Annotated in this window: 21 protein-coding genes; 9 read left to right on the forward strand and 12 right to left on the reverse strand. The window is 61.6% G+C overall.

Translation table 11 applies throughout. The annotated features are described in order from the left end of the window. Window positions 1–187 precede the first annotated feature (187 nt). The 3 genes from GA0061100_RS30825 (at window position 188) to GA0061100_RS30835 (ending at window position 8,258) form a co-directional block, all read left to right on the forward strand. Entirely contained in the window at window positions 188–5,707 is a 5,520-nt protein-coding gene (locus GA0061100_RS30825; protein WP_075856665.1) for an alpha-2-macroglobulin family protein, read from the forward strand. Window positions 5,708–5,716: 9 nt separating this feature from the next. Continuing rightward, the gene (gene pbpC / locus GA0061100_RS30830) at window positions 5,717–7,804 is read left to right on the forward strand and encodes a penicillin-binding protein 1C (protein WP_075856666.1); all 2,088 of its coding nucleotides are present in this window, start codon (window positions 5,717–5,719) and stop codon (window positions 7,802–7,804) included. 94 nt (window positions 7,805–7,898) lie between these two features. Beyond that, window positions 7,899–8,258: a nuclear transport factor 2 family protein gene (locus tag GA0061100_RS30835; protein WP_015338486.1), complete on the forward strand. Its 360-nt coding sequence runs from the start codon at window positions 7,899–7,901 to the stop codon at window positions 8,256–8,258. Between the two features lie 245 nt (window positions 8,259–8,503). Here the strand turns inward: GA0061100_RS30835 and pheT are convergent, their stop codons facing one another. The 6 genes from pheT to infC all read right to left on the reverse strand — a co-directional run bounded on the left by pheT (window position 8,504) and on the right by infC (window position 14,540). Continuing rightward, window positions 8,504–10,927, reverse strand: coding sequence for a phenylalanine--tRNA ligase subunit beta (pheT, locus tag GA0061100_RS30840; RefSeq protein WP_075856667.1), 2,424 nt, complete (start codon window positions 10,925–10,927; stop codon window positions 8,504–8,506). A 16-nt stretch (window positions 10,928–10,943) separates the two neighbouring features. After that, on the reverse strand, window positions 10,944–12,026 hold the full coding sequence (pheS, locus tag GA0061100_RS30845) for a phenylalanine--tRNA ligase subunit alpha (RefSeq protein ID WP_075856668.1): 1,083 nt from the start codon (window positions 12,024–12,026) through the stop codon (window positions 10,944–10,946). Between the two features lie 36 nt (window positions 12,027–12,062). Then, window positions 12,063–12,899, reverse strand: coding sequence for a BUD32 family EKC/KEOPS complex subunit (locus GA0061100_RS30850; RefSeq protein WP_244558003.1), 837 nt, complete (start codon window positions 12,897–12,899; stop codon window positions 12,063–12,065). 138 nt (window positions 12,900–13,037) lie between these two features. Further along, a complete protein-coding gene (rplT, locus tag GA0061100_RS30855; RefSeq protein ID WP_075856670.1) occupies window positions 13,038–13,442 on the reverse strand; it encodes a 50S ribosomal protein L20 in 405 nt (134 codons plus the stop codon). Window positions 13,443–13,479: 37 nt separating this feature from the next. After that, window positions 13,480–13,683 (reverse strand): 50S ribosomal protein L35, encoded by a 204-nt coding sequence (rpmI, locus tag GA0061100_RS30860; protein ID WP_012759782.1) that lies wholly within the window; start codon window positions 13,681–13,683, stop codon window positions 13,480–13,482. Between the two features lie 320 nt (window positions 13,684–14,003). Beyond that, window positions 14,004–14,540 carry a translation initiation factor IF-3 gene (gene infC, locus GA0061100_RS30865; protein ID WP_028750883.1) on the reverse strand — a complete coding sequence of 179 codons (537 nt, stop codon included), beginning with the start codon at window positions 14,538–14,540 and terminating at the stop codon, window positions 14,004–14,006. A gap of 278 nt (window positions 14,541–14,818) precedes the next feature. Here infC and GA0061100_RS30870 point away from each other — a divergent pair, with 278 nt between their 5' ends. Next, a complete protein-coding gene (locus GA0061100_RS30870; protein ID WP_075856671.1) occupies window positions 14,819–15,631 on the forward strand; it encodes an alpha/beta hydrolase in 813 nt (270 codons plus the stop codon). A 234-nt stretch (window positions 15,632–15,865) separates the two neighbouring features. After that, a complete protein-coding gene (locus GA0061100_RS30875) occupies window positions 15,866–16,465 on the forward strand; it encodes a transglutaminase-like cysteine peptidase (RefSeq protein WP_075856672.1) in 600 nt (199 codons plus the stop codon). A gap of 205 nt (window positions 16,466–16,670) precedes the next feature. On the opposite strand, the gene mbfA is transcribed toward GA0061100_RS30875, so the two are convergent. Then, the gene (mbfA, locus tag GA0061100_RS30880; protein ID WP_075856673.1) at window positions 16,671–17,654 is read right to left on the reverse strand and encodes an iron exporter MbfA; all 984 of its coding nucleotides are present in this window, start codon (window positions 17,652–17,654) and stop codon (window positions 16,671–16,673) included. Window positions 17,655–17,915: 261 nt separating this feature from the next. Between mbfA and GA0061100_RS30885 the strand changes: the two genes are divergently transcribed. After that, window positions 17,916–18,383, forward strand: coding sequence for a group III truncated hemoglobin (locus GA0061100_RS30885; protein ID WP_075856674.1), 468 nt, complete (start codon window positions 17,916–17,918; stop codon window positions 18,381–18,383). Between the two features lie 165 nt (window positions 18,384–18,548). Here the strand turns inward: GA0061100_RS30885 and GA0061100_RS30890 are convergent, their stop codons facing one another. Then, a complete protein-coding gene (locus tag GA0061100_RS30890) occupies window positions 18,549–19,106 on the reverse strand; it encodes a DUF308 domain-containing protein (protein WP_075856675.1) in 558 nt (185 codons plus the stop codon). Between the two features lie 140 nt (window positions 19,107–19,246). Here GA0061100_RS30890 and GA0061100_RS30895 point away from each other — a divergent pair, with 140 nt between their 5' ends. After that, window positions 19,247–19,831 carry a TetR/AcrR family transcriptional regulator gene (locus tag GA0061100_RS30895; protein ID WP_075856676.1) on the forward strand — a complete coding sequence of 195 codons (585 nt, stop codon included), beginning with the start codon at window positions 19,247–19,249 and terminating at the stop codon, window positions 19,829–19,831. An 80-nt stretch (window positions 19,832–19,911) separates the two neighbouring features. Here the strand turns inward: GA0061100_RS30895 and GA0061100_RS30900 are convergent, their stop codons facing one another. Both GA0061100_RS30900 and GA0061100_RS30905 read right to left on the reverse strand, forming a co-directional pair. Continuing rightward, on the reverse strand, window positions 19,912–20,826 hold the full coding sequence (locus GA0061100_RS30900) for an EamA family transporter (protein WP_208621602.1): 915 nt from the start codon (window positions 20,824–20,826) through the stop codon (window positions 19,912–19,914). Window positions 20,827–20,922: 96 nt separating this feature from the next. Further along, on the reverse strand, window positions 20,923–21,948 hold the full coding sequence (locus tag GA0061100_RS30905; protein WP_075856709.1) for a histone deacetylase family protein: 1,026 nt from the start codon (window positions 21,946–21,948) through the stop codon (window positions 20,923–20,925). Window positions 21,949–22,085: 137 nt separating this feature from the next. On the opposite strand from GA0061100_RS30905, the gene GA0061100_RS30910 reads away from it, so the two are divergent. Beyond that, window positions 22,086–22,691 carry an HAD-IA family hydrolase gene (locus tag GA0061100_RS30910; protein WP_075856677.1) on the forward strand — a complete coding sequence of 202 codons (606 nt, stop codon included), beginning with the start codon at window positions 22,086–22,088 and terminating at the stop codon, window positions 22,689–22,691. 10 nt (window positions 22,692–22,701) lie between these two features. On the opposite strand, the gene GA0061100_RS30915 is transcribed toward GA0061100_RS30910, so the two are convergent. Both GA0061100_RS30915 and GA0061100_RS30920 read right to left on the reverse strand, forming a co-directional pair. Continuing rightward, window positions 22,702–23,223 (reverse strand): GNAT family N-acetyltransferase, encoded by a 522-nt coding sequence (locus tag GA0061100_RS30915; protein WP_075856678.1) that lies wholly within the window; start codon window positions 23,221–23,223, stop codon window positions 22,702–22,704. Between the two features lie 18 nt (window positions 23,224–23,241). Beyond that, window positions 23,242–23,814, reverse strand: a complete 573-nt coding sequence (locus GA0061100_RS30920) for a helix-turn-helix domain-containing protein (RefSeq protein WP_075856710.1) — start codon at window positions 23,812–23,814, stop codon at window positions 23,242–23,244. Window positions 23,815–23,984: 170 nt separating this feature from the next. Between GA0061100_RS30920 and lepA the strand changes: the two genes are divergently transcribed. After that, window positions 23,985–25,817, forward strand: coding sequence for a translation elongation factor 4 (gene lepA, locus GA0061100_RS30925; protein ID WP_075856679.1), 1,833 nt, complete (start codon window positions 23,985–23,987; stop codon window positions 25,815–25,817). Window positions 25,818–25,872 lie beyond the last annotated feature (55 nt).

Genomic DNA, 25,872 nt, shown 5'->3' on the forward strand with positions numbered 1-25,872 from the left:
GAAAAGAAAAGTGAAGCCTCGCCGATGCGTGGCTGAACATACGAACTGCCTGATTTGCAGCCTCTTTCAAGCTTCTAGCAGATCGTCATGAGCGCAAAGCCGACATCGGCGCTCGACGCTCGGTTGACAAACGGGTCCGAAATTTGAAGATTGCCGCCATCAAAAACCGGCAGCGTTGGGAGGACTTATGTCTAAGCGCGCGTTTATCGGCTTCTCTGCTTTTCTTCTCGCCACTTTCGCATCCTTGAACCCCTCGGTCGCGGCTGACGTCAAGCGCCAGGTGGTCACCACGAAGGATGGCGATTACTTCGGCTTCGATCTGCGCACAGAGCAGAATGTGACGCTGGACCAATGCTCCGCCTCCTGCATCGGCGACAAGTCCTGCAAGGCCTTCACCTACAATCCCAAGGTGAAGTGGTGCTTCATGAAGTCGGACTTCAACCAGCTCAACAACTTCCCCGGCGCGATCGCCGGCAAGATCGTCGAGACGGCCGCAACCAGCGAGCCGGATATTGGTGCCGCCCCTGCACTTTCCTTCCTTTCCGACAATTTCGTCCAGAGCGCGCGCGACGCGAAGAATACGCTGACGCTCGGCAGCGAGCTGAAGGGCCAGGGTGTCGAAAGCCTGATTGCGCTCGGCCGCATCGAACTGACCTCGGGCAATGTCAATAATGCGCTGAACGCCTTCCAGGGCGCGCTTTCGCTCAGCCCCGACAATGGCGATCTGTGGGTCGAGATGGCACGCGCCGCCAATACGATCACGAACGACACGTCCGTTGCCACGCGCGCCGCCTATGCGGCTCTCAACGGCTATCAGCTGACCCGCACGACGAGCAGCCGCGCCGATGCGCTGGCGGTTTTGGCCGAGGCGCTGAAGAACGCGCAGAATTACCGCCCGGCGCTCAATGCCTACAAGGCCAGCCTCAATCTCGTCAGCTCCGCCGCCGTCCAGGCAGCCTATAACGATCTTCTGGCCCGCCAGGGCTTCCGTGTCACCGGCAACACGCTCGACAACGACAATGCTTCGCCGCGCGCCTGCGTGCAGTTCTCCGAAAAGCTGGTGAAGAACGGCGTCGACTACACCCCCTTCGTCACCCTCAACGGGGCCGCACCGAAGGGCGTCGATGCCAAGGACAACCAGATCTGCGTCGAAGGCCTGGAGTTCGGCCAGCACTACCGCATTTCGCTGCGCGCCGGCCTGCCCTCCTCCGTGGACGAAAACCTCGCCTCGCAGGTCAATGTCGATATCTACGTCAAGGATCGCGCCGCTTCGCTGCGCTTCACGGGTGACAATTTCGTCCTGCCCTCGACAGCTCGCCGCGGCATTCCGATCGTCTCCGTCAACGCCACCTCGGCCAATCTCAAACTCTATCGCATCGGCGACCGCAATATCGCGCAGCTTCTGAACAACTCGCAGTTCCTGACGCAGGTGGACAGCTACAGCGCCCAGACCATCCAGGACACCAATGGCGAGCTGGTCTGGCAGGGTTCCATCGAGATCAAACAGGAGCTCAACAAGGAAGTCGCGACCAGCTTCCCGGTCGACGAGGCTCTGCCACAGCGCAAGCCCGGCGTCTATGTGCTGACAGCGGTTGCGCCCAACAGCGGTCATGAATGGGATCCGCAGGCGACACAATGGTTCGTCGTTTCCGATATCGGCGTCACCACCTATGCCGGCACCGACGGACTGAATGTCTTTGCCCGCTCGCTCGGCAGCGCAAAGCCGCTCGCCGGCATCCAGCTGCAGCTGCTTGCCAAGAACAACGAAATCCTCGGTACCGCAAAGACCGACGACAATGGTCGCGCTGTCTTCAGCGCCGGCCTGATGCGCGGCACGGCGGGCATGACGCCGGCCGTCATCACCGCTCAGAACGGCGATCAGGACTACGTCTTCCTCGACATGACCCGCGCCGGCTTCGATCTTTCCGACCGTGGCGTTGCCGGCAGAACCGCGCCTGGCGCGATCGACCTGCTCACCTGGACGGAGCGCGGCATCTACCGTGCCGGCGAAACCGTGCATGCCTCCGCCCTTGCTCGCGACGCCAGCTCGACCGCGGTCGATAGCCTGCCGCTCACCTTCGTCTTCCTGCGCCCGGATGGCGTCGAGGACCGCCGCATCGTCACCGACGGCGGCAAGCTCGGCGGTTACAATGTCGACCTGCCGCTGCAGCAGACCTCGATGCGCGGCACCTGGACGATGAATATCTATACCGACCCGAAGGGCGCCTCGATCGGCTCGCAGACCTTCCTTGTCGACGATTTCGTGCCGGATCGCATCGAATTCGACATGAAGAGCGACGCCAAGGAGATCGAGGTCGGCCAGCCGACGCCTGTTAATGTCGATGGGCGCTACCTCTATGGTGCGCCGGCCGCCGGCCTCAACCTCGAAGGCGAAGTGACGCTGAAGCCGACCCGCCAGAGCGATGCCTACAAGGGCTATCAGTTCGGGCTTGCAGACGAGGGCGCCGGCAAGGCAAACGCAAACAATGACGACGACGACAGCAGCAGCGGTGACAGCAAGGCCGAGAGCACGCAAGTGCCGCTCGAAGACCTGCAGGCGCTGGACGAAGACGGCAAGACGACCTTCAACGTCACGATCAACGACACGCCCTCGACCACGCAGCTGCTGAACGCCAATATCACGGTTCGCATGCAGGAAGCCGGCGGCCGCGCCGTCGAGCGTTCGCTGACCCTGCCCGTCAAGGCGGATGGACCGCGCATCGGCATCAAGCCGGAATTCGACGGCGATCTCGGCGAGAATTCCGTCGGCAATTTCCACATCATCGCGGTCGATGCCAACGGCCAGAAACAGGCCATGCAGGGCCTGACCTGGAAGCTGCTCAGTGTCGAGCGCAATTATCAATGGTATCGCGACGGCAACAGCTGGAAGTTCGAGCCGATCATGTCCACCAAGCAGGTGGCGGTCGGCACGGTGAACGCCACGACGGATGGCGCGGCGATTTCCATGCCCGTCACCTGGGGCCGCTACCGCCTCGAAGTTTCCACCGCCGATGCGAACGGCCCGCAATCGAGCGTCGAGTTCAATGCCGGCTGGTATGTGGCCTCCACCTCGACGGAAACGCCGGATGCGCTTGAAATCGCGCTCGACAAGGCAAGCTACCATGTCGGCGATACCGCCAAGCTCAAGGTAACCTCGCGCTATGCCGGCCAGCTGATGGTGGCGGCAGGCTCGGAAACGCTGATCTCGGTCACCAATGCCGATATCGGTGCGACGGGCGGCGAAGTCGATATCCCGGTCACGGCCGATTGGGGTGCCGGCACCTATCTGACCGCAACCCTCTTCCGCCCCGGCGACGCCCAGGAAAGCCGCATGCCGATGCGCGCCATCGGCATCAAATGGGCGCCGGTCGACCCCGGCGAGCGCAAGCTGCAAATCAAGATCGACGCGCCCGAGAAGACGCTGCCGCGTCAGCCGCTCAACATCGGCCTGCAGGTTTCAGGCGCAGGCGCCAATGAGGACGCCTATGTCACGATCGCCGCCGTCGATGTCGGCATCCTCAACCTGACCCGCTACCAGCCGCCGGCACCGGATGACTGGTATTACGGCCAGCGCCAGCTCGGCCTCGAAATCCGCGATATCTATGGTCGCTTGATCGATGGCTCGCTCGGCGCGACCGGCAAGCTACGCACCGGCGGCGACGGCGGACAGGCGGCCTTGCAAGCGAGCCCGCCGAAGGAAAAGCTGATCGCCTTCTTCTCCGGTCCGATCAAGCTCGATGCCAACGGCAAGGCCAATGTCAGCTTCGACATTCCGCAGTTCAACGGCACGGCGCGGCTGATGGCCGTTGCCTGGTCGAAGGCCGGCGTCGGCCACGCGACACGGGACGTGATCATCCGCGATCCGGTCGTCGTCACCGCGAGCCTGCCGAAGTTCCTGGCGCCCGGAGACAAGGCCAACCTGCGTCTCGACGTCGCCAACACCGATGCGCCCGCCGGCGAGTACACGCTTGCGGTGACAGGCAACAGCGCCGTGACGGTGGACGCAAATGCCACGCAGCAGAAGATCAACTTGGCGACTGGCGGCAAATACAACATCACGCTGCCGCTGACCGGCGGGCAGCCGGGTGACGGCACGGTTTCGATCAAGCTCTCGAACGCCTCAGGCATGTCGCTCGACCAATCGGTCGATATCCCGGTTCGTCCATCGCAGCTGCCCCTGACCGAACGGCGCGTCATCGCGCTTGCCCCCGGCAAGAGCCTGACCGTCAATGCCGATCTTCTCGCCGACAGCGTGCTGCCCGGTGCCTCGGTCAGCGTCAACGTCAGCCGCTCCAGCGCCTTCGATGTACCGGCGCTCCTGATGAGCCTCAGCCACTATCCCTACGGCTGCGCGGAACAGACCGCGAGCAGCGCCATGCCGCTGCTCTATTTCAGCGACATGGCGATCAAGAACGGCCTTGCAGACGATACCGAGATCCGCAAGCGTGTGCAGGACGCCATCTATCGCGAAATGTCCTACCAGTCCTCGACCGGCAGCTTCGGCCTCTGGGGGCCGGGCTCCGGCGATCTCTGGCTCGATGCCTACGTGATGGACTTCCTGACCCGCGCCCGCGAGCAGAAGTACAATGTGCCGGATCAGGCCATGGTGCAGGGGCTCGAAAACCTCCAGAATGCGCTGAGCGCCAATACCAACGTCAAGGATAACGGCAACGAGATCGCCTATGCGCTCTACGTGCTGGCGCGCAACAAGAAGGCCTCGATCAGCGATCTGCGCTACTATGCGGATACGATGCTGAACGACTTCCCGACGCCGCTTTCCAAGGCGCACCTGGCCTCGGCTCTGTCGCTTTATGGGGATGCTCAGCGCTCGCGCAACATCTTCGTGGACTCGCTGCAGATGTCGCAGCAAGCGGCGGTCACCAAGGTCAGCTTCATTCGCTCGGACTACGGTTCATCGCTGCGCGACGGTGCCGCCGTGCTGGCGCTGGCCGCCGAAAGCCGCCCGGTGCCGCCGATCATTCCGGAACTCGCAAGCGTCGTCGCCAAGGATTGGCAGAGCCGGAAATATACCAGCACCCAGGAGCAGACCTGGATGCTCCTTGCCGCCCGCGCCCTGCAAAATGGCGATGACGGCCTGACGCTCGATGTCAATGGCGCCGCCCATAGCGGCACCTACATGGCGCAGATGTCCGGCGATGCCCTGATGGGCCATCCGCTGACCGTCACCAACACGACGCGCCAGCCGCTGTCGGCTGCCGTCACCACGGTCGCGGCTCCGGTTGCGCAGCTTCCGGCCGGCGGCAACGGCTTCAAAATCGAGCGCAAGTACTACACGCTCGATGGCGAAGAAGCGAATGTCAGTCAGGCACAGCAGAACGAACGCTATGTGGTCGTGCTGCACGTGACCGAGGACAATGACTGGCCGCAGCGCATTCTCGTGACCGATCTCCTGCCGGCAGGCTTCGAGATCGACAATCCGAGCATCGTCAACAGTGCACAATTGTCGAACTTCGACTGGCTCAGCGAAGTTCAGCCCGCCCATGTCGAATTCCGCTACGACCGTTTCGTCGCAGCCTTCGACCAGAATTCCGGCGCCGACCGTGACATGACCTTCGCCTATGTCGTGCGCGCCGTGACCCCCGGCGTCTACGACCATCCGGCCGCGAGCGTCGAGGACATGTATCGTCCGCAGTTCTCGGCGCGCACGGCGATGGGCCGGATGGAGGTGCTGGCAGCCCAGCAGTAAGAAGCAGCCATGAAGGCGCGATGGAAGATAGCGATCGGACTTGGAGCCACTGCCCTGACGGCGGTGGCGCTGGTCTTCGGCCTTGAGGCTGCGGACCGCGCCTATCCGCCGCCGCTGGACAATGCCCGCGTGGTCTCGGCGGAAGTGCTCGACGCCAATGGCGATCTCTTACGCGCCTTCGCGACGCCCGAGGGGCGCTGGCGGCTGAAAACCGACGTTGCCGATGTCGATCCGCAATATCTGCGCATGCTGGTCGCCTATGAGGACCGGCGCTTCTACGACCATCACGGCGTCGATCTCATGGCGATCGGCCGCGCTTCCCTGCAGCTCGTCACGCATGGCCGCATCGTCTCGGGCGGCTCGACGCTTTCCATGCAGGTGGCGCGGCTGATCGAGCCGCGCAGCGAGCGCTCGATGACGGCAAAACTTCTGCAGGTCGTTCGCGCCATCCAGATCGAGCGGCGGCTGAGCAAGGAACAGATCCTCGACCTCTACCTGACGCACGCGCCCTATGGCGGTAATTTGGAAGGCGTTCGGGCCGCGAGCCTCGCTTATTTCGGCAAGGAGCCGAAGCATTTGACGGTCGCGCAGGCAGGCTTGCTGGTTGCCCTGCCGCAGCTACCGGAAAAACGCCGGCCGGACCGCAATCTCGCCGCCGCCCAGGCCGCCCGCCATCGCGTGCTCGAGCGCGCCGCCGTCGCCACCGTCATCGGCGAAGGAGAGGCGGAACGCGCCTCGCTCTCCCCTATTCCGGCCCAGCGACGACAATTACCGGCCTATGCCGCGCATCTGGCCGAACTGGCGCTCCGCAAACAGCCCGGTGGCATCAAGCACAAGACGACGCTGCGGCGCGATGTGCAGCAGGGCCTGGAGGCGGTTGCGGATGCGGCGGCGAAGCGGCTGGGACCGAAAGTCTCGGTCGCCATGATCATGGCCGACGCCAGGACCGGCGAGATCATCGGTGAAGTCGGCTCGGCCAATTATTTCGATTCCTCGCGCGCCGGCTGGGTGGACATGACCCGCGTGCTGCGTTCGCCGGGCTCCACGTTGAAGCCCTTCATCTATGGCCTCGCCTTCGAGCAGGGCTATGTGGCGCAGGAAACGATCATCGAGGATCGTCCCGCCGATTTCTACGGCTACCGGCCCCGCAATTTCGACATGAGCTATCAGGGCGATGTCAGCGTGCGCCAGGCGCTACAGCTGTCGCTCAACGTGCCGGCCGTGCGACTGCTCGACGCCGTCGGCCCGACGCGGCTGCTGGTGCGCTTCCGCCGCGCCGAGGTGAAACCGAAACTGCCGCCGAACGAGGCGCCGGGCCTTGCTATCGGCCTCGGCGGCGTCGGCGTGACGCTGAAGGATCTCGTGCAGCTCTATGCGGGGCTCGCCAACCGCGGCAAGGCGATGCGGATCGGCGATGGCGTCCAGGACGAGCCGGGGCCGATCGACGGCGAACCGCTGATGGAGCCGATCGCGGTGTGGAACATCACCGACATTCTCTCCGACATCATTGCGCCGCGCGGCAGCAAGCAGCTCGGCATCGCCTACAAGACCGGCACCAGCTACGGCAATCGCGATGCCTGGTCGGTCGGCTATGACGGCGCGCATGTGCTCGGCGTCTGGGTCGGCCGCCCGGACAATGGCGCCGTGCCCGGGCTGGCGGGCTATGTTTCGGCCGCGCCGATCCTATTCGAAGCCTTCGCCAAATCGGGGGTTGCCATAACCCCCTTCCCGCCGGCACCGATGGGCGCCGTACGAATCGCGCCGACCGAGCTGCCGATCAGCCAACGGCGCTTTTCCGTGACCGCCGCCGGCTTACTGGCCGCCTCCAGCCGTGAGCCGGCGCCGCAGATCGTCTATCCGCCGGAGGGGGCACGCGTCGATCTCGGCGCCAGCAGCGGTGGCAATGAGATCATGCCGCTGGCGCTGAAACTGCAGGGCGGACGGGCGCCGTTCCGCTGGCTCGCCAACGGCAAGCCGCTGCCGGACGTGTCGCGCCGCCGCACCAACCAGTGGACTCCCGACGGTGCCGGCTATTCGACGCTGACCGTCATCGATGCCGCCGGGCGGGCGGCGAGCGTGCGCGTTTTCGTGGAATAATATCCTTCAAACCATTGCGAGCGCGCTGCCCGTCTTTTTGTCAGCCGGCGGCGTCTATGATATCTTAGACATGACTCAAACGAGGAATGGCGAGATGTCGGAAGAGCAGGCAATCCGTGCGGTTGTTCATCTCTATGTCGATGGAATGGCATTCGCGAACGAGCCGGCGCTGCGCAAAGCCTTCCATCCGCGAGCGGCGATCATCGGCAATTATCAAGGCGCGGTGGAATGGATGACGCGGGATGAATTCATCGCCGCGATCGTCGAAGAAGGCAGTGCCCCGCCCGGCACCATACCGCTGATGGAGATCGAGCTGATCGACATCGAAGGCGATGCCGCAAGCGTCAAGGTCGTCGACGAATTCGCCGGCATGCGGTTTTCGGACTATCTATCGCTGGTGAAGATCGATGGTCGGTGGAGCGTGGTGAACAAGGTTTATCATCTGCATCGGTAGATAATCGGCAGCTGAGTGCGCCGCACCTCCGATACCCCCCTCTGTCGCTTTCGCGACATCTCCCCCACAAGGGGGGAGATTGGTGACTCGCCTGCCTTAGTCAAATATCGAAGCTACACACGCTGAAGCTCTTGGATTTGGAAGAGCACGCGACATACTCCCCACGATCTCCCCCCTTGTGGGGAAGATGTCCCGAAAGGGACAGAGGGGGGTGCCGAGCTCTCCTCGAACTCGGCAGCAGCCGATTATCCTCTCAGCACGCCACCCGTCGACTTCGTGACATTTGCCACGATCTTCTGAGTCAGAGCCTCGAAATCTTCATCCGTCAGTGTGCGTTCAGCCGGCTGGATCTGCACCTCGATGGCAACCGACTTCTTGCCTTCGCCGAGCGAGGCGCCCTCGAAGATATCGAAGACGTTGACGCCGGTGACCAACTTGCGGTCGGCGCCGACGGCGGCGCGGATGATGGCGCCGGCTTCCACCGACTTGTCGACCACGAAGGCGAAGTCGCGCTTGACGGCCTGGAAGGGAGAAAGCTCCAACGCCGGCTTGGTGCGGGTCGCCTTCTTCTTCGGCTCGGGCATGGCATCGACATAGACTTCGAAGCCGGCGAGAGCGCCCGACACGTCGAGCGCTTCCAGCGTCTTCGGATGGAATTCGCCGAAATAGCCGAGCACGACCTTCGGACCCATCTTGATGGTGCCGGAACGGCCGGGGTGATACCAGGCCGGACCACCCTGCTCGATCTGGATATTGCCCATCGGCAGGCCGCAGGCTTCGATCACGGCAAGCGCATCGGCCTTGGCGTCGAAGACGTCGACCGGCTTGCCGCCGCCCTTGGCAGCGTTCGACCACATGCGGCCGGCGCCGGCAAGCGTTGCCGTGCCGCGGCGGATACCGCCGGCAACGCGACGCTGGCCTTCGGGCGTGTCATTCTCATAGGTGCCGGAAACTTCGAAGATCGCGACGTCGCCATAGCCCTTGTCGGCATTGCGCTGCGCGGCCGAAAGCAGCCCCGGCAGCAGCGAGGGGCGCATGTCGGACATGTCGGCAGCGATCGGATTGGCGAGCTTCAGCGCATTGGAGCCGCCGCCGAAGAGCTTCGCTTGATCTTCCGAAATGAAGGACCAGGTGACGGCTTCCAGCATGCCGCGCGACGCCAGTGCACGCTTGGCGGCGCGCGTACGGATCTGTAGCGTCGTCAGGATCTTGCCGTTGACGGCGGCATGGCTTGCCAACGGCTGCGGCTTGATGTTGTCGACGCCGTGGATGCGCATGATCTCTTCGACGAGGTCAGCCTTGCCGTCGACATCCGGACGCCAAGAGGGAACAGCGACTGAAATGCGCTCGCCCGAACCGGAAACCGAGAAGCCGAGCTTCGTCAGGATCGACTTGCTTTCGTCAGTCGAGACTTCGAGGCCTGTCAGGCGCTTGACTTCCGACAGTGGGAAATCGACGACCTTGGCCTCATAGCCCTTGTAGCCCTCGACGCGGGCCTTGGCGGCCGTGCCGCCACAGCTGGCCAGCACCAGCTCCGTGGTGCGCTCAAGGCCGGGCACCATATATTCCGGGTCGACACCGCGTTCGAAACGATAGCGCGCATCGGTGATGATGCCGAGGCTGCGGCCGCTCTTGGCGATGTTCATCGGGTCCCAGAGCGCCGACTCGATCAGCACGTCCGTGGTGTTCTCGTCGCAGCCGGAATGTTCGCCGCCCATGATGCCGCCGATCGACTCGACGCCGTTATCATCGGAAATGACGACATTGCTCGGGTTGAGCTTGTATTCGCGCTCATCGAGCGCCAGCACGGTCTCGCCGTCCTTGGCGCGACGCACGACCAGATTGCCCTTGACCTTGGCGGCGTCGAAGACGTGCATCGGCCGACCCTGATCGAAGGTCATGTAATTGGTGATGTCGACGAGCGCGCTGATCGGGCGCAGACCGATGGCGAGCAGCCGCTGCTGCATCCACTTCGGGCTGGGGCCGTTCTTGACGCCGCGCACCAGGCGCAGCGCAAAGCCCGGGCAAAGGCGCGCATCATCCAGATCGATCTTGAGCTCCGTCGTCGTCTCGCCTTCGATGGCGAAGGACGGCGTGCCGCGCGACTTCAGCGTACCGAGGCCGGAAGCGGCGAGATCGCGCGCAATGCCATAGACGCCGGTGCAATCCGGGCGGTTCGGCGTCAGGTTGATCTCGATCATCGGATCGTCGAGGCCGGCATAGGCGGCAAAGCTCGTGCCGACGGGCGCATCGTCCGGCAGGTCGATGATGCCGTCATGGCTGTCGGAGATTTCCAGTTCCTTTTCCGAGCACATCATGCCGCGGCTCTCGACGCCGCGGATGTTGCCGATCGCAAGCGTCACATCGATGCCGGGAACATAGGTGCCTGGGGCGGCGAAAGCGCCGACGAGGCCGGCGCGGGCATTCGGAGCGCCGCAGACGACCTGAACGGGCGCGCCGTTGCCGGTATCGACCATCAGCACCTTCAGGCGATCTGCCTGCGGATGCTTTTCGGCCGAGAGAACCTTGGCGATGACGAAAGGCTTGAACGCGGCCTTGTCGTCGACCTCTTCCACTTCCAGCCCGATCATCGTCAGGCGGGCGCAGATCTCGTCGAGCGTGGCGTCGGTTTGCAGGTGTTCTTTCAGCCAGGAGAGTGTGAATTTCATGTGCTTTATCCCTTCCTTACGCGCTCAGGCCGCCGAACAAAGTCGGCATGTCGAGCGGGCGGAAGCCATAGTGGTTCATCCAGCGGACATCGGCGTTGAAGAAGTCGCGCAGGTCGGGCATGCCGTATTTCAGCATGGCGATGCGGTCGAGGCCCATGCCCCAGGCAAAGCCCTGGTACTCATCCGGATCGAGCCCGCCGTGGCGCAACACATTCGGATGCACCATGCCGCAGCCGAGGATTTCCATCCAGTCGGTGCCTTCGCCGAACTTGACGATCGGGCCGGAGCGGTCGCACTGGATATCGACCTCGAAGGACGGCTCCGTGAACGGGAAGAAGGACGGGCGGAAGCGCATCGTCACGTTATCGACCTCGAAGAAGGTCTTGCAGAACTCTTCCAGCACCCAGCGGATATTGGCGACGTTCGCCGTCTTGTCGATGACGAGGCCTTCCACCTGATGGAACATCGGCGAATGCGTGGCGTCCGAATCCTGGCGATAGGTCTTGCCGGGGATGATAATGCGGATCGGCGGCTTCTGCGCTTCCATCGTGCGCACCTGAACCGGCGAGGTGTGCGTGCGCAGCACCTTGCGCTCACCCTTCTCGTCCGGCTGGAAGAAGAAGGTGTCGTGCATTTCGCGGGCCGGATGCCCTTCCGGGAAGTTCAGCGCCGTGAAGTTATAATAGTCAGTCTCGACATCGGGACCTTCGGCGATCGAGAAGCCCATGTCGCCGAAGATGGCGGTGATTTCGTCGACGATCTGGCTGATCGGATGAATGCGGCCGCGCTCAGTCGGCGACGAGCGGACCGGCAGGCTGACATCGACCGTCTCGGCCTTCAGCTTGGCGTCGATCGCGGCATCGCGCAGTGCGCCCTTGCGTTCGTTGATCGCGTCGGTGACGGCGTTCTTGAGGGCATTGATCGCCGCGCCGCGCGTCTGCCGTTCTTCCGGCGACATCGAGCCCAGCGTCTTCAGCAGTTCCGAGACCGAGCCCTTCTTGCCGAGCGCGGAGACCCTTACGGCTTCGATCGACTGTTCGTCCGTCGCCGCGGCCACCTCGGCCATGAGTTGGGTTTCAAGTGTTACGAGTTCCGTCATCTGGTCCTGCCTTGCGGACCAGGGGCCATCGGGCTCTCAGTCCACGGAATAAGTGGTGAACGCATGCATCAGAAAGCTTGTCGCAACGATGAAGCGCTGGAGATCACTACCCATGTGCACGCGGCCAATCAACCGGGCAAGGAACAAAAAACCGCCGAGAAAGCGAATCATGCGCTGAAGCTCGGCGCGCGCAGCCGCCGGCGCCTGCTCGGACCAGGCCTCATAAGCCCTGTTCTGTGTTGCAAGACCGAGGTGAGCGCCCGTCGCAATCTGCAGGAAGAGCAGCCATATGTCGCGAGCCTGCGCCACCTCGAGCGGCATGACGGTCTGCGGGTCTTCCTCGAAATCCATGAAGCCCAGCCGGTTGCCGACAAAGAACATGTCGCGCGGATAGGGCCGACCGTGGCAAAGCCCCTTGGCGTGCAGCCGGCCAAGCTCAGCAGCGCAGACGACCATGAGGTCGTCATGAGCTATTGGATCACTCTCCTTCAACTGCACGAGGCGGCACTGCACCGTGATTCCAGCATCCCCAAGAACGAGAGTACCATTCGAGGCGTAGAGAATCTCCGGAACGGCGATGCCCTCTCGGCTGAACAAGCCGATGCGCCGGGTTTCCCGCTCAACCATTTGCCGTGGCGACAGATAGGCGCAAGGTCGTAGGAAGGCGACCGGGACGATGCGCGAAAAGACCGCTTGCAGAAGACGCCAAGCAGACGGCCTCTTCGTACCGTATCGCTTGATCCAGACCTGACGTGCAGAAAGGGGTACTCGCTCGACACGGCTGGAGCCGCTGACCAGCACCGTCAGCAAGGTCTCGATGTCCTTACCGTTCAGATTGGGTATGAAGTTCAATTCCGCAGTCTTGTCATTCAATAATTTCACCCATTCCCGATAGCGGGAATGCCCGAGGTGATCTTCGCAAATTGATTGTGTCGCGAAAAATACAAAACCCGCGCTGGTTACACAAGCGCGGGTTTCATAAATATGACAAAAACTGTCTAGTAGACGCTCTTAGCCAACAGCGGCTTCGAACTCGTTCTTCGTGCCAGCGTCCTTGAGGTACTCAAGTGCCTTCTTGGAGGCAGCAACGAGAGCACCGAAAGCGTCCGCTTCATGGATAGCCATATCGGAGAGGACCTTGCGGTCGACTTCGATACCAGCCTTGTTCAGACCGTCGATGAAACGGCCATAGGTCAGGCCATGTTCGCGGACGGCAGCGTTGATGCGCTGGATCCAGAGGGCGCGGAAGTTGCGCTTGTTGACCTTGCGGTCGCGGTAAGCGTACTGCTTGGAACGGTCGACGGCGGCCTTGGCGGTACGGATGGTGTTCTTGCGACGGCCGTAGAAGCCCTTGGCTGCCTTCAGAACCTTCTTGTGCTTGGCGTGGGCGGTAACGCCTCTTTTTACGCGTGCCATTTCATGATCTCCTTAGTCTATAGCGTTACGAATAGTCTTAGAGACCGTTCGGCAAGTAGTTCTTGATAACCTTACGGCCATCCGGTTCTGCGAGAACCATGGTGCCGCGGGCATCGCGAATGAACTTGTTGCTACGCTTGATCATGCCGTGGCGCTTGCCAGCAGCGGCTGCCTTGACCTTGCCGGATGCGGTGATCTTGAACCGCTTCTTGGCAGAGGACTTCGTCTTCATCTTGGGCATTTTGCTACTCCTTCGATGCTTCCTGGCGTGCTTTGCTTAAAAGCCCTTCCCACAGATCCGGACAGGCCGGGCTGCAACAAGGTGCCGGAGCGTTTGTTGTTGAACTGCGGATCCGGTGACGAACCGCTCCGCCAGCATTCTGAACTGCCACGGCATGCCCTGCCGGTCAGTTCGGACGCGCGCTTATAACCGCACTTGCCCTGAAGTGCAACGGGCCTGACGCGGGAATCTTTGCAGATCGATGACAACGCGCAACCGGACCGCAAAAAGGAAAAAGCCGCCCAATGGGACGGCTCCGACCTCTTATTTCAACCTGCGCCTCACTTCGGCGCAAGCACCATCATCATCTGGCGGCCTTCGAGCTTGGGCTCGGCTTCCACCTTGGCGATCTCGAGCGTATCTTCCTTGACCTGCTGAAGCAGCTTCATGCCGAGCTCCTGGTGGGCCATTTCGCGGCCACGGAACTTCAAGGTCACCTTCACCTTGTCGCCTTCTTCAAAGAAACGACCGATCGCCTTCATCTTCACCTCATAGTCGTGGGTGTCGATGTTGGGACGCATCTTGATTTCTTTGACTTCGACGATCTTCTGCTTCTTGCGCGCCTCGGCGGCCTTCTTCTGGTTGGCGTATTTCAGCTTGCCCAGATCGAGGATCTTGCACACAGGCGGTTCAGCATTGGGGGAAATCTCTACCAGATCGAGACCGGCCTCCTCTGCCATTCTCAATGCCTGGTCGGTCGGGACGATGCCCATATTCGCGCCGTCGGCAGCGATAAGCTGAACTTTGGGAATGCGAATTTCCCTGTTGGAACGTGGCCCGTCCTTTACGGGCGCATCGGTTTTAAAGGGTCTGCGAATGGTCGTACTCTCCACGAATTGTTTCGGATAGCTGCAGCCTCTCGCTCCCCGTCGGCGCAACTGACGGAAATGTCGTAAAAGCTGTGTTGAAGTCAATAGCATGACAGCAGGAAAAAAGCACCTCCCGCGTGTCAATAGAGTGTCACGGAAGCGCGAGATGCGGGAAGGACACAGTATACTTCCCTAAATATATAGAGACTGCGGCGGAAAGATCGAGGATTTTTCGGGTCAGGCGGACGCGAATCTGTTCTATAGGGCAGAAAATCCGGGAGTTTTTCATGTCCGAGACCGCCGCAATCATCCAACCGACCTTCCTTCCCGTTGGCACGGGCGAGAACGAACGCCAGATCGCCATCGTCCAGCGCGGCGCCGGCAAGGGCGCCAGGAATGTCAGCTTCGTCTGGTTGTCCGGCTATCGATCCGACATGAGCGGTTCCAAGGCGATGGAAGTGGACGCGCTGGCGGAGCGGCTTGGTATCGGCTGCATCCGCTTCGACTATTCCGGCCACGGGCAATCCGGCGGCAAGTTCACCAACGGCACGATCTCGCGCTGGCTGGAAGAGGCGCTTGCCGTCATCGATCATAGCAAGCCGAAGAAGATCGTTCTCGTCGGTTCGTCGATGGGCGGCTGGATCGCACTCAGGGTCATCCAAGAACTGCGCAAGCGCAAGAAGGCACCCGCCATTGCGGGCCTCGTGCTGATCGCGCCCGCGCCCGATTTCACGATCGACCTCATCGAGCCCAACCTTTCCGACGTCGAGCGGCGATCGCTGGCAGAGCGCGGCTATTTCGAGGAACCTTCGGAATACAGTCCAGAGCCGAACATCTTCACCCGCGCGCTCATCGAGGACGGCCGCGCCAATCGCGTGCTCACCGGCATCATCGAAACCGGTTGCCCCGTGCACATATTGCAGGGCATGCAGGATGCCGACGTGCCCTTCTCGCATTCGTTAAAGCTGGTCGAGCACCTGCCGGCCGACGACGTGGTGTTAACACTTGTGCGCGATGGCGACCACCGGCTGTCGCGACCACAGGATCTGGAGCGCATGCTCTCCGTGGCCGAGACATTGGCGCTGTACAATACGCCATAAAAACAAATAGATATCTGCGAAATGCTTCCAATGCTGCCGCCTTCCAGGGCGCCGCGTGAGTGCGCCTGCATAATCTCTGGCAGCAGGAAATTATGGCAACTATCTCCTTGATTGTGCCGAAATTAACCATATGAGCCGGTTCCGGCGTTAACACTTAAGTAACGATTGACTTCGCGCACCCCCCTACATTAACAATTTGTTAACAAATGCAGGGACGATACAAGGATAGTGGGCGTGCGTATTAAGGGCTTGTTGATTGCCTTCGCTGCTATAGTTGCGATGTCGTCGGCGGCGATGCCGGCACCTCAGCAGGGCGTTTCGATGACCGTCGGCAACGTGACCTCCCAGCCGATCGGACACTACGATTTCTGCCAGAGACACACCGACGAATGCGGCCCGACCCGCAATGTCGGTCCCGTCGACATGAACGCTGCCTCCTGGGCGCTCGTGAACCAGGTTAACCTGCGTGTCAACAAGACCATCCGCCCAGCGACTGACATGGAAGTCTACGGCCAGGAGGAATATTGGGAATATCCGAAGACTGCCGGCGACTGCGAGGATTTTGCCCTGCTGAAGCGCAAGCTCCTGATGCAGAGCGGCATTTCCGCCTCCAACCTGCTGATGACTGTGGTGCGCAAGCCTGATGGCGAAGGGCATGCGGTGCTGACCCTGCGCACGAAGCAGGGCGATTTTATCCTCGACAACCTCGAAGACGAGATCAAGGTCTGGACCAAGACCCCCTATTCCTACATGAAGCGCCAGGCGAGCTTCAATGCCGGCCGCTGGGTCACCATCGAGAACGGCAACGACGTCCTGGTCGGCGCCGTCAAGTAAGCGAAGACACAAACGCTACATGCAGGAAGCCGGTCCAATGGGCCGGCTTCCTGCATTTTCGGACGTCAAAAGAACGATCTTCGCGTGACCAGAGCGGTTCAGCTTTTCATGGAATCTTTGAAGCGCTCTAGCTCTTTGTTTTCTCGCAATTCCGGACGGAAACCCGCTGCGCACTTTTCCTGGAATTGCTCTGGCCGAATGCGGCTCATCCATTTCCAATCAAAATGCCAGCGCCCAGTACCAGCGAACCGCCGAGGACGACCTGGAAGGCCGCCCGCAGGAACGGCGTCTCCATATATTTGTTCTGGATGAAGGCGATGGCCCAGAGCTCGAAGAAGACGACGACGGCCGCAGTGATCGTCGCGGTCCAGAAGTGCGGGATGAGGTAGGGCAGTGCATGGCCGAGGCCGCCGAGCGCGGTCATGATACCGCAGGCAAGGCCGCGCTTGATCGGCGAACCGCGCCCTGAAATCTTGCCGTCGTCATGGGCCGCCTCGGTGAAGCCCATGGAGATGCCGGCGCCGACCGAAGCCGACAGGCCGACGAGAAAGGTCTGCCAAGTCTGCTGCGTGGCAAAGGCGGCGGCGAAGATCGGCGCCAGCGTTGAGACGGAGCCATCCATCAGGCCGGCGAGGCCCGGCTGCACATAGGTGAGCACGAACTGGCGGCGCGCTTGCGCATTCTCTTCGTGCTTGACCTCTTCCGGCGTATGCTTCTCGCCAAGCATGCGGGCGACATCTTCATGGCCCTGCTCGGCGAGTGCGAGATCGCCGAGAAGCTGGCGCGTCGAAGCATCGGACACCTGCTTGGCCGCTTCGACATAGAAATTGTAGGCCTGCTGCTCCATCGCCTCGGCCTCATCGCGCATGGCATCGAGGGAGAGGTTCTTGCGCAGCCAATCCGGCTTGCGCTCGTAAAAGCCACGCACATGCTCGCGCCTGATCAGCGGAATACGCTCGCCGAAACGGCGGCGGTGCATGTCGATCAGCGTCTTGCGGTGCGTATCCTCCACTTCGGCCATATCCTCGAAAACCTTGGCGGATTCGGGATAGTGCGGGCGAAGCGTATCGGCATAGGCGAGATAGATGCGCGAATCATCCTCTTCTGCCGCGATGGCGATCGCCAGGATCTCCTGTTCGGAAAGGGAGGTGAAAGGGCGTTTCGACGGGCGGAATAGGCCTAGCAGCATCGGGGCAACCTCATGACTTTAGAATTATTCTAATTCTAAAGTGGGTAATTGCGTCGGTCAAGCGCGGAGGCGCCGTTGCAGGGAGAAAATCGTGCCGGAAAATTTGCGGCCGCCCAACGGGTTCGCGGAAAATGGCGGCGTGACTTTGACAGATTGCCGCAACAGCTCCATGACGTCTTGGCCGCGCTGGGAAATTGCATACATAGAGGTCGAAAGAAGTCGGAGCAGCGAGCTTCCACGCGCCCGCACTCGGAGAACATCATGGAAAACGAGATACAGGCCCGAGCCGCCCATCTTGCCGGCATCCGCGAAAGGGCCGAGGCAGAGATGGCGCGGATGGGCATCGATGCCGCCTTCATCGACAGGCTGGTCGACACATTCTATGGCCGCGTTCAGGCGCATCCCCGCCTCGGACCGGTGTTCGACGGACGCCTTGCCGGACGCTGGCCAGATCATATGGAAAAGATGAAGCGCTTCTGGTCCTCTGTCGCCTTCAAGAACGGCGCCTATGGCGGCAAGCCTGTGCAGGCGCATCTCGGCGTCGAAGGCATGGCCGCCGACCTGTTTCCGGAATGGCTGGCGCTGTTTTCACAAACACTGAGCGATATTGCGCCTTCCATGGAAGCAAAGGACTGGTTCATGGCGACAGCCGAGCGTATCGCCAAGAGCCTGACGCTCTCGCTCTTCTACAATCCGGCGCTGGACGATCCCGCGAGGAAGACGGTTTAAGGCAGACCGCGCGAAAATGCGGAGTTCGCAGCGGATGCCGACAGGAGAGCGATTGGCGGAGTTTCACAACTTCCTCGCCAATAACTGCGACAAGAGGTGAGCGATGCCCACTCTCTCAACGGCGGCAAGTCACTTCAAACTCGCCGCTGCAAGGTCAGGCAGCGCCTATGCCTGTGCTTTGCGATAGGCCGCGACCGTAAGCCAGATTGCGGAAAGCAGGAAGTAGAAGGCTCCGAATGCCGCATAGGGGACAATATCCAGAATCGTCGGCGCAACCGTGCCGAGGGATTGGCTGAGCATGAAACCGCCGGCAAGGGCCGACTGCGCGCCACTCAGGATCATCACCCATTGAGCGCCGTAGGTACGCCAGCGCCTTACGCCGGTATAGAGTTGCAGCAAGCCCGAGAGGATCGCCCAAGCCCCAAACGCGGCCAGGACGGCATAGGTGCTATTATAGGCGGCCACGACAACGGCGAGTGCCGTGACGATGCTGACGACGACATTCAACGCTTGGGACGGATTAACCCTCAGGCCGCCGTTAACCCGGGCGTCGACCAGATTGGCGAGGGCATCCCATACGGGATAGATGACCAGCAGAAATGCGGCGGGCAGCGGCTGTCCGCTGAGGAAGATCGCTGCAGCAATCCAGGCGATCGAGAATATCGCACGCGTGAAATAGTAGGATTGCAGCCAGTTGGACTGGGGTGAAATGCGGCTTTGCATCAGTAGGCTCCTTGTATTTACCTACCTACTAGTAGGAAGAAGACATCATCGAGTCAACACGACGCTCAAACACCGTTTTGTGAGAACCGGAAGCGCTGTGGCAATCTTGACAAGTCGCCTACCAAAAGGTAGGCAGCAACATGAAATCAATAACTTCGACTTCAGAAAAAATTCTGGACATCGCGCAGTCTCTTATCGTGGCAGGAGGCTACAACGGCTTCAGTTATGCCGACATCTCCGCTGCGATCGGCATCCGAAAGGCGAGCATCCACCATCACTTTCCGACGAAGGCCGAACTGGTCTCGGTGCTGGTGGATCGCTACAGGCAGCAGACCGAGGCGGGCCTGAAGTCGCTGCGCGAAGGAGTTTCAAGCCCCGCGGAACAGCTGCAGGCCTATATGAACTACTGGCATTCATGCATTCGGGATGCCTCGCTGCCCTTCTGCGTCTGCGCGATGCTCGCCAGCGAGATGCAGATGCTGCCGGAAGAAGTCGCATCCCAGGTCCAAGGCCATTTTCATAGTCTCGCCAGATGGCTTGCATCAGTGCTGCAGACTGGGGCTGAAAATGGTCATCTCAGGCTGGACAAGCAGCCTGAGGAAGAGGCGCAAATGCTGATGGCTTCGGTTCATGGAGCGATGCTCTCTGCGAGGGCTTTCGGCGACCCAGAACTCTTCATCGCAATCGTTGCCCCCCAGATCGCCAGACTTCAGGCACAGGATTGAAAGGGAGTTGCGAGCCGAGCGTCAATCAATGACCGCCTATGGCCAAAGGCGGCATTTACGGAAAGGCTATGCGCTCAATCTCAGCCTTTCGTCGCAAACACCGTTGCCCCGATGCTGGCGGAAACGACGAGCGCCGTGCCAAACATCTGCGACGGTGTCATCGGCTGCGACAGGATGACGAAGCCGGCAAAGGCGCCGATGGCGGGCTCGAGGCTCATGAGGATACCGAAGGATGAGGTCGGCATGCGCCTGAGCGCCACCATTTCCAGCACATAGGGAAGCAGCGGAACGAGCAGCGCCAGACCGGCGATTTCGAGGAGCCCGAAGGCCGTGAGGTTCGGAAGGGCGGAGGCGAAGCCGAAGGGCGTCGAAACGACCGCTGCAACCAGCAGCGACATGGAAAGCCCTTCGAGACCCTGAAAAGCATTGCCGACCCTCTTCGTCAGCAGGATGTAGCAGGCCCAGCCCGCGCCGGCGCCGATGGCAAAGAGGATGCCTGGGAGATTGCCGACCCACTCTTCGCCATCATAGGCCAACAGCAGAACGCCGAAGGCCGCGAAGATCGGCCAGAGAAGTTGGCGGCTGAGCCCGAAGCCGAGGGTCGCGACCAGCAGCGGCCCGAGGAATTCGATGGCGACGGCAAGGCCCAGGGGAATGCGTGCGATCGCTGAGAAGAATGAGGTTGTCATCAGCGCCGAGACCGTGCCGAGCGCCAGCACGCCGAGCCATTGAGAGCGGCTGTAGCTCATGATCTTCGGTCGGACGACGATCGCCAGGGCGATAGAGGCAAAGACAAGCCGCAGCCAGGTCGCGCCGGCCGGTCCATAGGCATTGATGATCGGAGCCGACAGGGCCGAGCCGAACTGGATGCAGGACATGGACATGACGCACATCAGCACGCCGGCAGCAATTCCGCCGGTCGATGGCACGACATCCGGATGCGGCATCAAGGCCGCGCCGCCATCCGTGCCACTCTCGATAAGCTTCTGGTCCATGACCTCTCCCGTTTGGCGGGTTTTTAGAGGTCTGGCCATATGCTGGCAAATTCAAACTTTTCATCCTGCGATCAGGCGCTTTGATACAAGCACCTCTCAGGCCTCGAGGCCTCTCAGTACATTGGCGACGTTCAGGCCGATCTCGGGCACGCCGTAGCCGCCCTCCATGCAGACGAGGACGGGCAGCCCCGCGGCCGAGACGCGCTCGCCCATGCGGATGAAATCCTCTGACGTCAGCTTGAAGAAGGAGATCGGATCACGCTCGAAGGTATCGACGCCGAGCGAAAGCACGATCGCCTCCGCGCCGAAGGCCTTGATGCGGGCAAGCGCATCGTCGAGCGCTGACGACCAGACCTCCCATGGCGTGCCGCGCGGCATGGGATAATTGCGATTGGTTCCGAGACCTTCGCCCTCGCCTTCCTCGTCGGCATGGCCGAGGAAATAGGGAAAGGCATGGATGGGATCGCCATGCAGCGAGGCGGTGAAGACATCGCCTCGCCCGTAGAAAATGTCCTGCGTGCCGTTGCCGTGATGAAAGTCGACATCGAGCACGGCAACCTTGGCCGCACCGCGATCGCGCAGCCGCTGCGCCGCGACGCCGGCATTGTTGATGAAGCAATAGCCGCCGAAGAGGTCGATACCGGCATGATGGCCCGGCGGGCGGCAGAGCGAGAAGGCAAAGCGATTGCCGGCGTTCAGCCAATCGGCGCCGGTGAGGGCGCAGCGCATGGAGGCGAGCGTCGCTTCATAGGACCCCTTGGTGATCGAAGTATCGGCTGCATTGGCATAGTGGCCGATCATGCCGACGATATTGTCAGGCACGCGTTGGCTGGTGCGCCTGACGGGGAAGGAATTGGCGATCGCCTCGCCCGTGTAACCGGCGGCGACCCAGCGTTCCCAGGCAACGCCGAGAAAATCGAGATAGGCCGGATCATGGACCTTGCGCGCCGTCTCCAGCCCATGGATCTCAGGCGCAACGACATCGGTAAAACCAGCCTCCTTGACGGCGGCCAGAATCCATTCGGCGCGGAAAGGCGCTTCGAAGGGCGTGACGAGCTGGCCATCGTGCAGCTCGGTCTTGGCATCCCTGAGCTTGTGATCCTCCGAATAGATGACGCGCATGCCTGCCTCCTCCATTGTCCCGCAGACGCCAAGGCTTACATGGATCGCGCCCGAGAAAAAAGAGCAGCGGGCGGCCTTGAACATCATTGCAAACGACTGCACCTTCCGCCTGCATTGGATGAAGCGAGGGCAGTAGCATGAAAATCCTGATGGTCGATGTCGACGGTGTGTTGGTTCATGGCCGGCCGAGCGACGGGCTGCCGCTTTTTACCTATCTGGAGCGCGATCTCGGCTTACGGCTCGAGGTGCTTCAACAGGCATTCTTCAAAACCTGTTGGGTCGATATCGTCACCGGTCATGATGCGCTGGAGCCGAGGCTTGCGGAGGTTCTCGGCAGGATCGCTCCCCATCTCAGCGCCCGAACGCTGATCGACTACTGGTTCGAAAACGACTCCCGCCTCGACCACAGCCTGCTCGAAGACTTGGCCGCCCTGCGTGCCGCGGGAACGAAAATGTTCCTTGCGACCAACCAGGAGCATATGCGCGCCGCCTATCTGATGGACGAACTCGGGCTCTCCTCGCGTTTCGACGGCATCTTCTATTCCGCCGCCCTCGGCCATCAGAAACCATCAACCGAATTCTTCCGGTTCGCGACCGAACGCGTCGGGCTTCCCGCGAGCGAGATCGGCTTCATCGATGACGTCGAGGCCAATATCGCTGCAGCGCGGCAATTCGGATGGAAAGCAATGCAATGGACATCGGGTTCCAAGTTGCGAGATGCCATCGCTGCCTTCTCTGCCTGAGTGATCCCTGTCAGGCTCCGATACGCTTATAGAAAATGGTCGTGTCGCAAAGACCGCCCTCCGGCCACATGGCATAATCGGGCACGACGCCGACGCGCTGCCAGCCGAGGCGCGGATAGATCGCCTCGGCATCGCTGCCGGTCGCCGTATCGAGCACAAGCAAGGTCTTGCCGATGCGGGCGGCTTCGCGCTCCGCCGCTTCCATCAGGAGGCGGGCAAGACCCTTGCCCCGCGCGGAGCGGTGCACCAACAGCTTCTTGAGATCGCCGCGATGCGGCTGGTTCGGCATCTGCGCTGCACCCACCTGCACGGTGCCGACGGCCCTGCCCTCGATCACGGCGACAAAAAGCAGTGTCGCGCCGCTCTCGACGCTATCGGCGACGCCCTGCCAATAGGGCAAGGCATCGGCCGTTCCGTAGGGCTGCATAAAGCCGACGGAGGCGCCGCCATTGACGCAATCGACAAGCACGTCGCAGAGCTCGGAGAGCCTGTCGCGAGCCTCGGCAGCGGAGAGAAGACGAATATCGGTCATGAAAAGGTCCTTGGGTAGCTATGAACGGCCGCGATCGAGGATGACGCTGTAGCGCGCCGGATCATCGCCGGGATTATGGAAGGCATGGCCATCGCCGACGCCCATGAAGAGGCAATCGCCCGGCAGGAGATGATGGACGACATCGCGGTGCGTCACCTCCATCTCGCCGTCGAACAGCCAGACATGCTGGGTCATATCGGCGCTTGCCGCATTCGGCGGGAAAATGACGCGGGCGCCGGCGGGGAAGATGACTTCGACGACATCGACCTTCGAGCCCGTGCCCGGCGGCGAGACGGCGCGCCTCACATAGCCGGTTCCCGGATCGCGCCAGATCGCCTGCTGCTCGCGGCGGGCAAGTGGCGATACCTCATTCTCCTCCTCGGCAAAGAAGGCCGAGAGGGAAAGGCCGAGCGCCGCGCAGAGCCGTGACAATAGCGAGGCCGTGGGACTCGCCTCCGCCCGCTCGATGCGCGAGATCATCGCACGGCTGACGGCCGAGGCATTGGCAAGCTCATCTAGCGTCAGGCCGCGGGCGATGCGCAGCTCCTTGATGCGCACGCCGATCGCCAGTTCCAGATCATCATCCGCCATCGCTTGTGTCTCGCGCTCCATATTCTACTATATGAGAAATACACGATCTCATGATGGAATCAAGTGAGGTTCGGAGTCCATCGGCGGCGGGCCGGAAAAGGCTAACATAACGTGAAGATAGCCGCCAAAACCCCGCTTTTCCGCTTTGCGGCGCGGGGCGGCGCTGCTATATGGCGCGCATGAGCACCAATTCCACCACTCCGCTTTCGCATATCCGCAACTTCTCGATCGTGGCCCATATCGACCACGGCAAATCGACGCTGGCCGATCGCCTGATCCAGACGACGGGCGGCCTTGCCGAACGCGAGATGTCGGAGCAGGTGTTGGACAATATGGAGATCGAGCGTGAGCGCGGCATCACCATCAAGGCCCAGACGGTGCGCCTGCACTACAAGGCCAACAATGGCGAGACATATATCCTCAACCTGATCGACACGCCCGGACACGTCGACTTCGCCTATGAAGTCTCGCGCTCGCTGTCGGCCTGCGAGGGTTCGCTGCTTGTTGTCGACGCATCGCAGGGCGTGGAAGCGCAGACGCTCGCCAACGTCTATCAGGCGATCGACAACAATCACGAGCTCGTCACCGTCCTCAACAAGATCGACCTGCCCGCGGCCGAACCCGACCGCATCAAGGATCAGATCGAGGAAGTGATCGGCATCGATGCTTCCGACGCCGTGCTGATTTCGGCGAAGACCGGCCTCGGCATTCCCGACGTGCTGGAAGCCATCGTCCACAAGCTGCCGGCGCCGAAGAGCCCAGGCGGCGAAAAGGCACCGTTGAAGGCGCTGCTCGTCGACAGCTGGTACGACACCTATCTCGGCGTCATGGTTCTCGTGCGCATCATCGACGGCACGCTGACCAAGGGCCAGACCATCCGCATGATGGGTACGGACGCGAAGTATCAGATCGAGCGCGTCGGCGTTCTCACGCCGAAGATGGTGGCCGTCGACAGCCTCGGCCCCGGCGAGATCGGCTTCATCACCGCCTCGATCAAGGAAGTGGCCGACACCCGCGTCGGCGATACCATCACCGAGGACAAGCGCCCGACCGCCGCGGCCCTGCCGGGCTTCAAGCCGGCGCAGCCCGTGGTGTTCTGCGGTCTCTTCCCGGTCGATGCCGCCGATTTCGAAGACCTGCGCTCGGCCATGGGCAAGCTGCGCCTCAACGACGCCAGCTTCTCCTTCGAGATGGAATCGTCTGCCGCTCTCGGCTTCGGTTTCCGCTGCGGCTTCCTCGGCCTGCTTCATCTGGAAATCATCCAGGAGCGCCTGGAACGCGAATTCAACCTCGACCTGATCGCGACGGCCCCCTCGGTCGTCTATCAGCTCACCATGACCGATGGCACCGAGATCGAGCTGCACAACCCGGCCGACATGCCCGACGTCGTCAAGATTTCCGAATTCCGCGAACCGTGGATCAAGGCGACGATCCTGACGCCTGACGACTATCTCGGCTCGATCCTGAAGCTCTGCCAGGACCGCCGCGGCGTCCAGACCGAGCTGACCTATGTCGGCAACCGCGCCATGATCACCTACGATCTGCCGCTCAACGAAGTCGTCTTCGACTTCTACGACCGCCTGAAGTCGATCTCCAAGGGCTATGCCTCCTTCGACTACAGCCTGACCGACTATCGCGAGAGCGATCTCGTCAAGATGTCGATCCTCGTCAATGCCGAGCCGGTGGATGCACTCTCCATGCTCGTGCACCGCTCCGCCGCCGAAAAGCGCGGCCGCGTCATGTGCGAGAAGCTGAAGGACCTAATCCCGCAGCACATGTTCCAGATCCCGATCCAGGCCGCCATCGGCGGGCGCATCATCGCGCGCGAGACGGTGAAGGCGCTGCGCAAGGACGTGACCGCCAAGTGCTACGGCGGCGACGCCACCCGCAAGCGCAAGCTGCTCGACAAGCAGAAGGAAGGCAAGAAGCGCATGCGGCAGTTCGGCAAGGTCGAAATCCCGCAGGAAGCCTTTATTGCTGCGCTGAAGATGGGTGATGAGTGACGGATAGGAAACCCGACACCTCATGCTCTACGAAAGATGAAACGACTCGCGGCAG

This window comes from Martinezella hainanensis (assembly GCF_900094555.1).
Lineage (GTDB): Bacteria > Pseudomonadota > Alphaproteobacteria > Rhizobiales > Rhizobiaceae > Rhizobium > Rhizobium hainanense.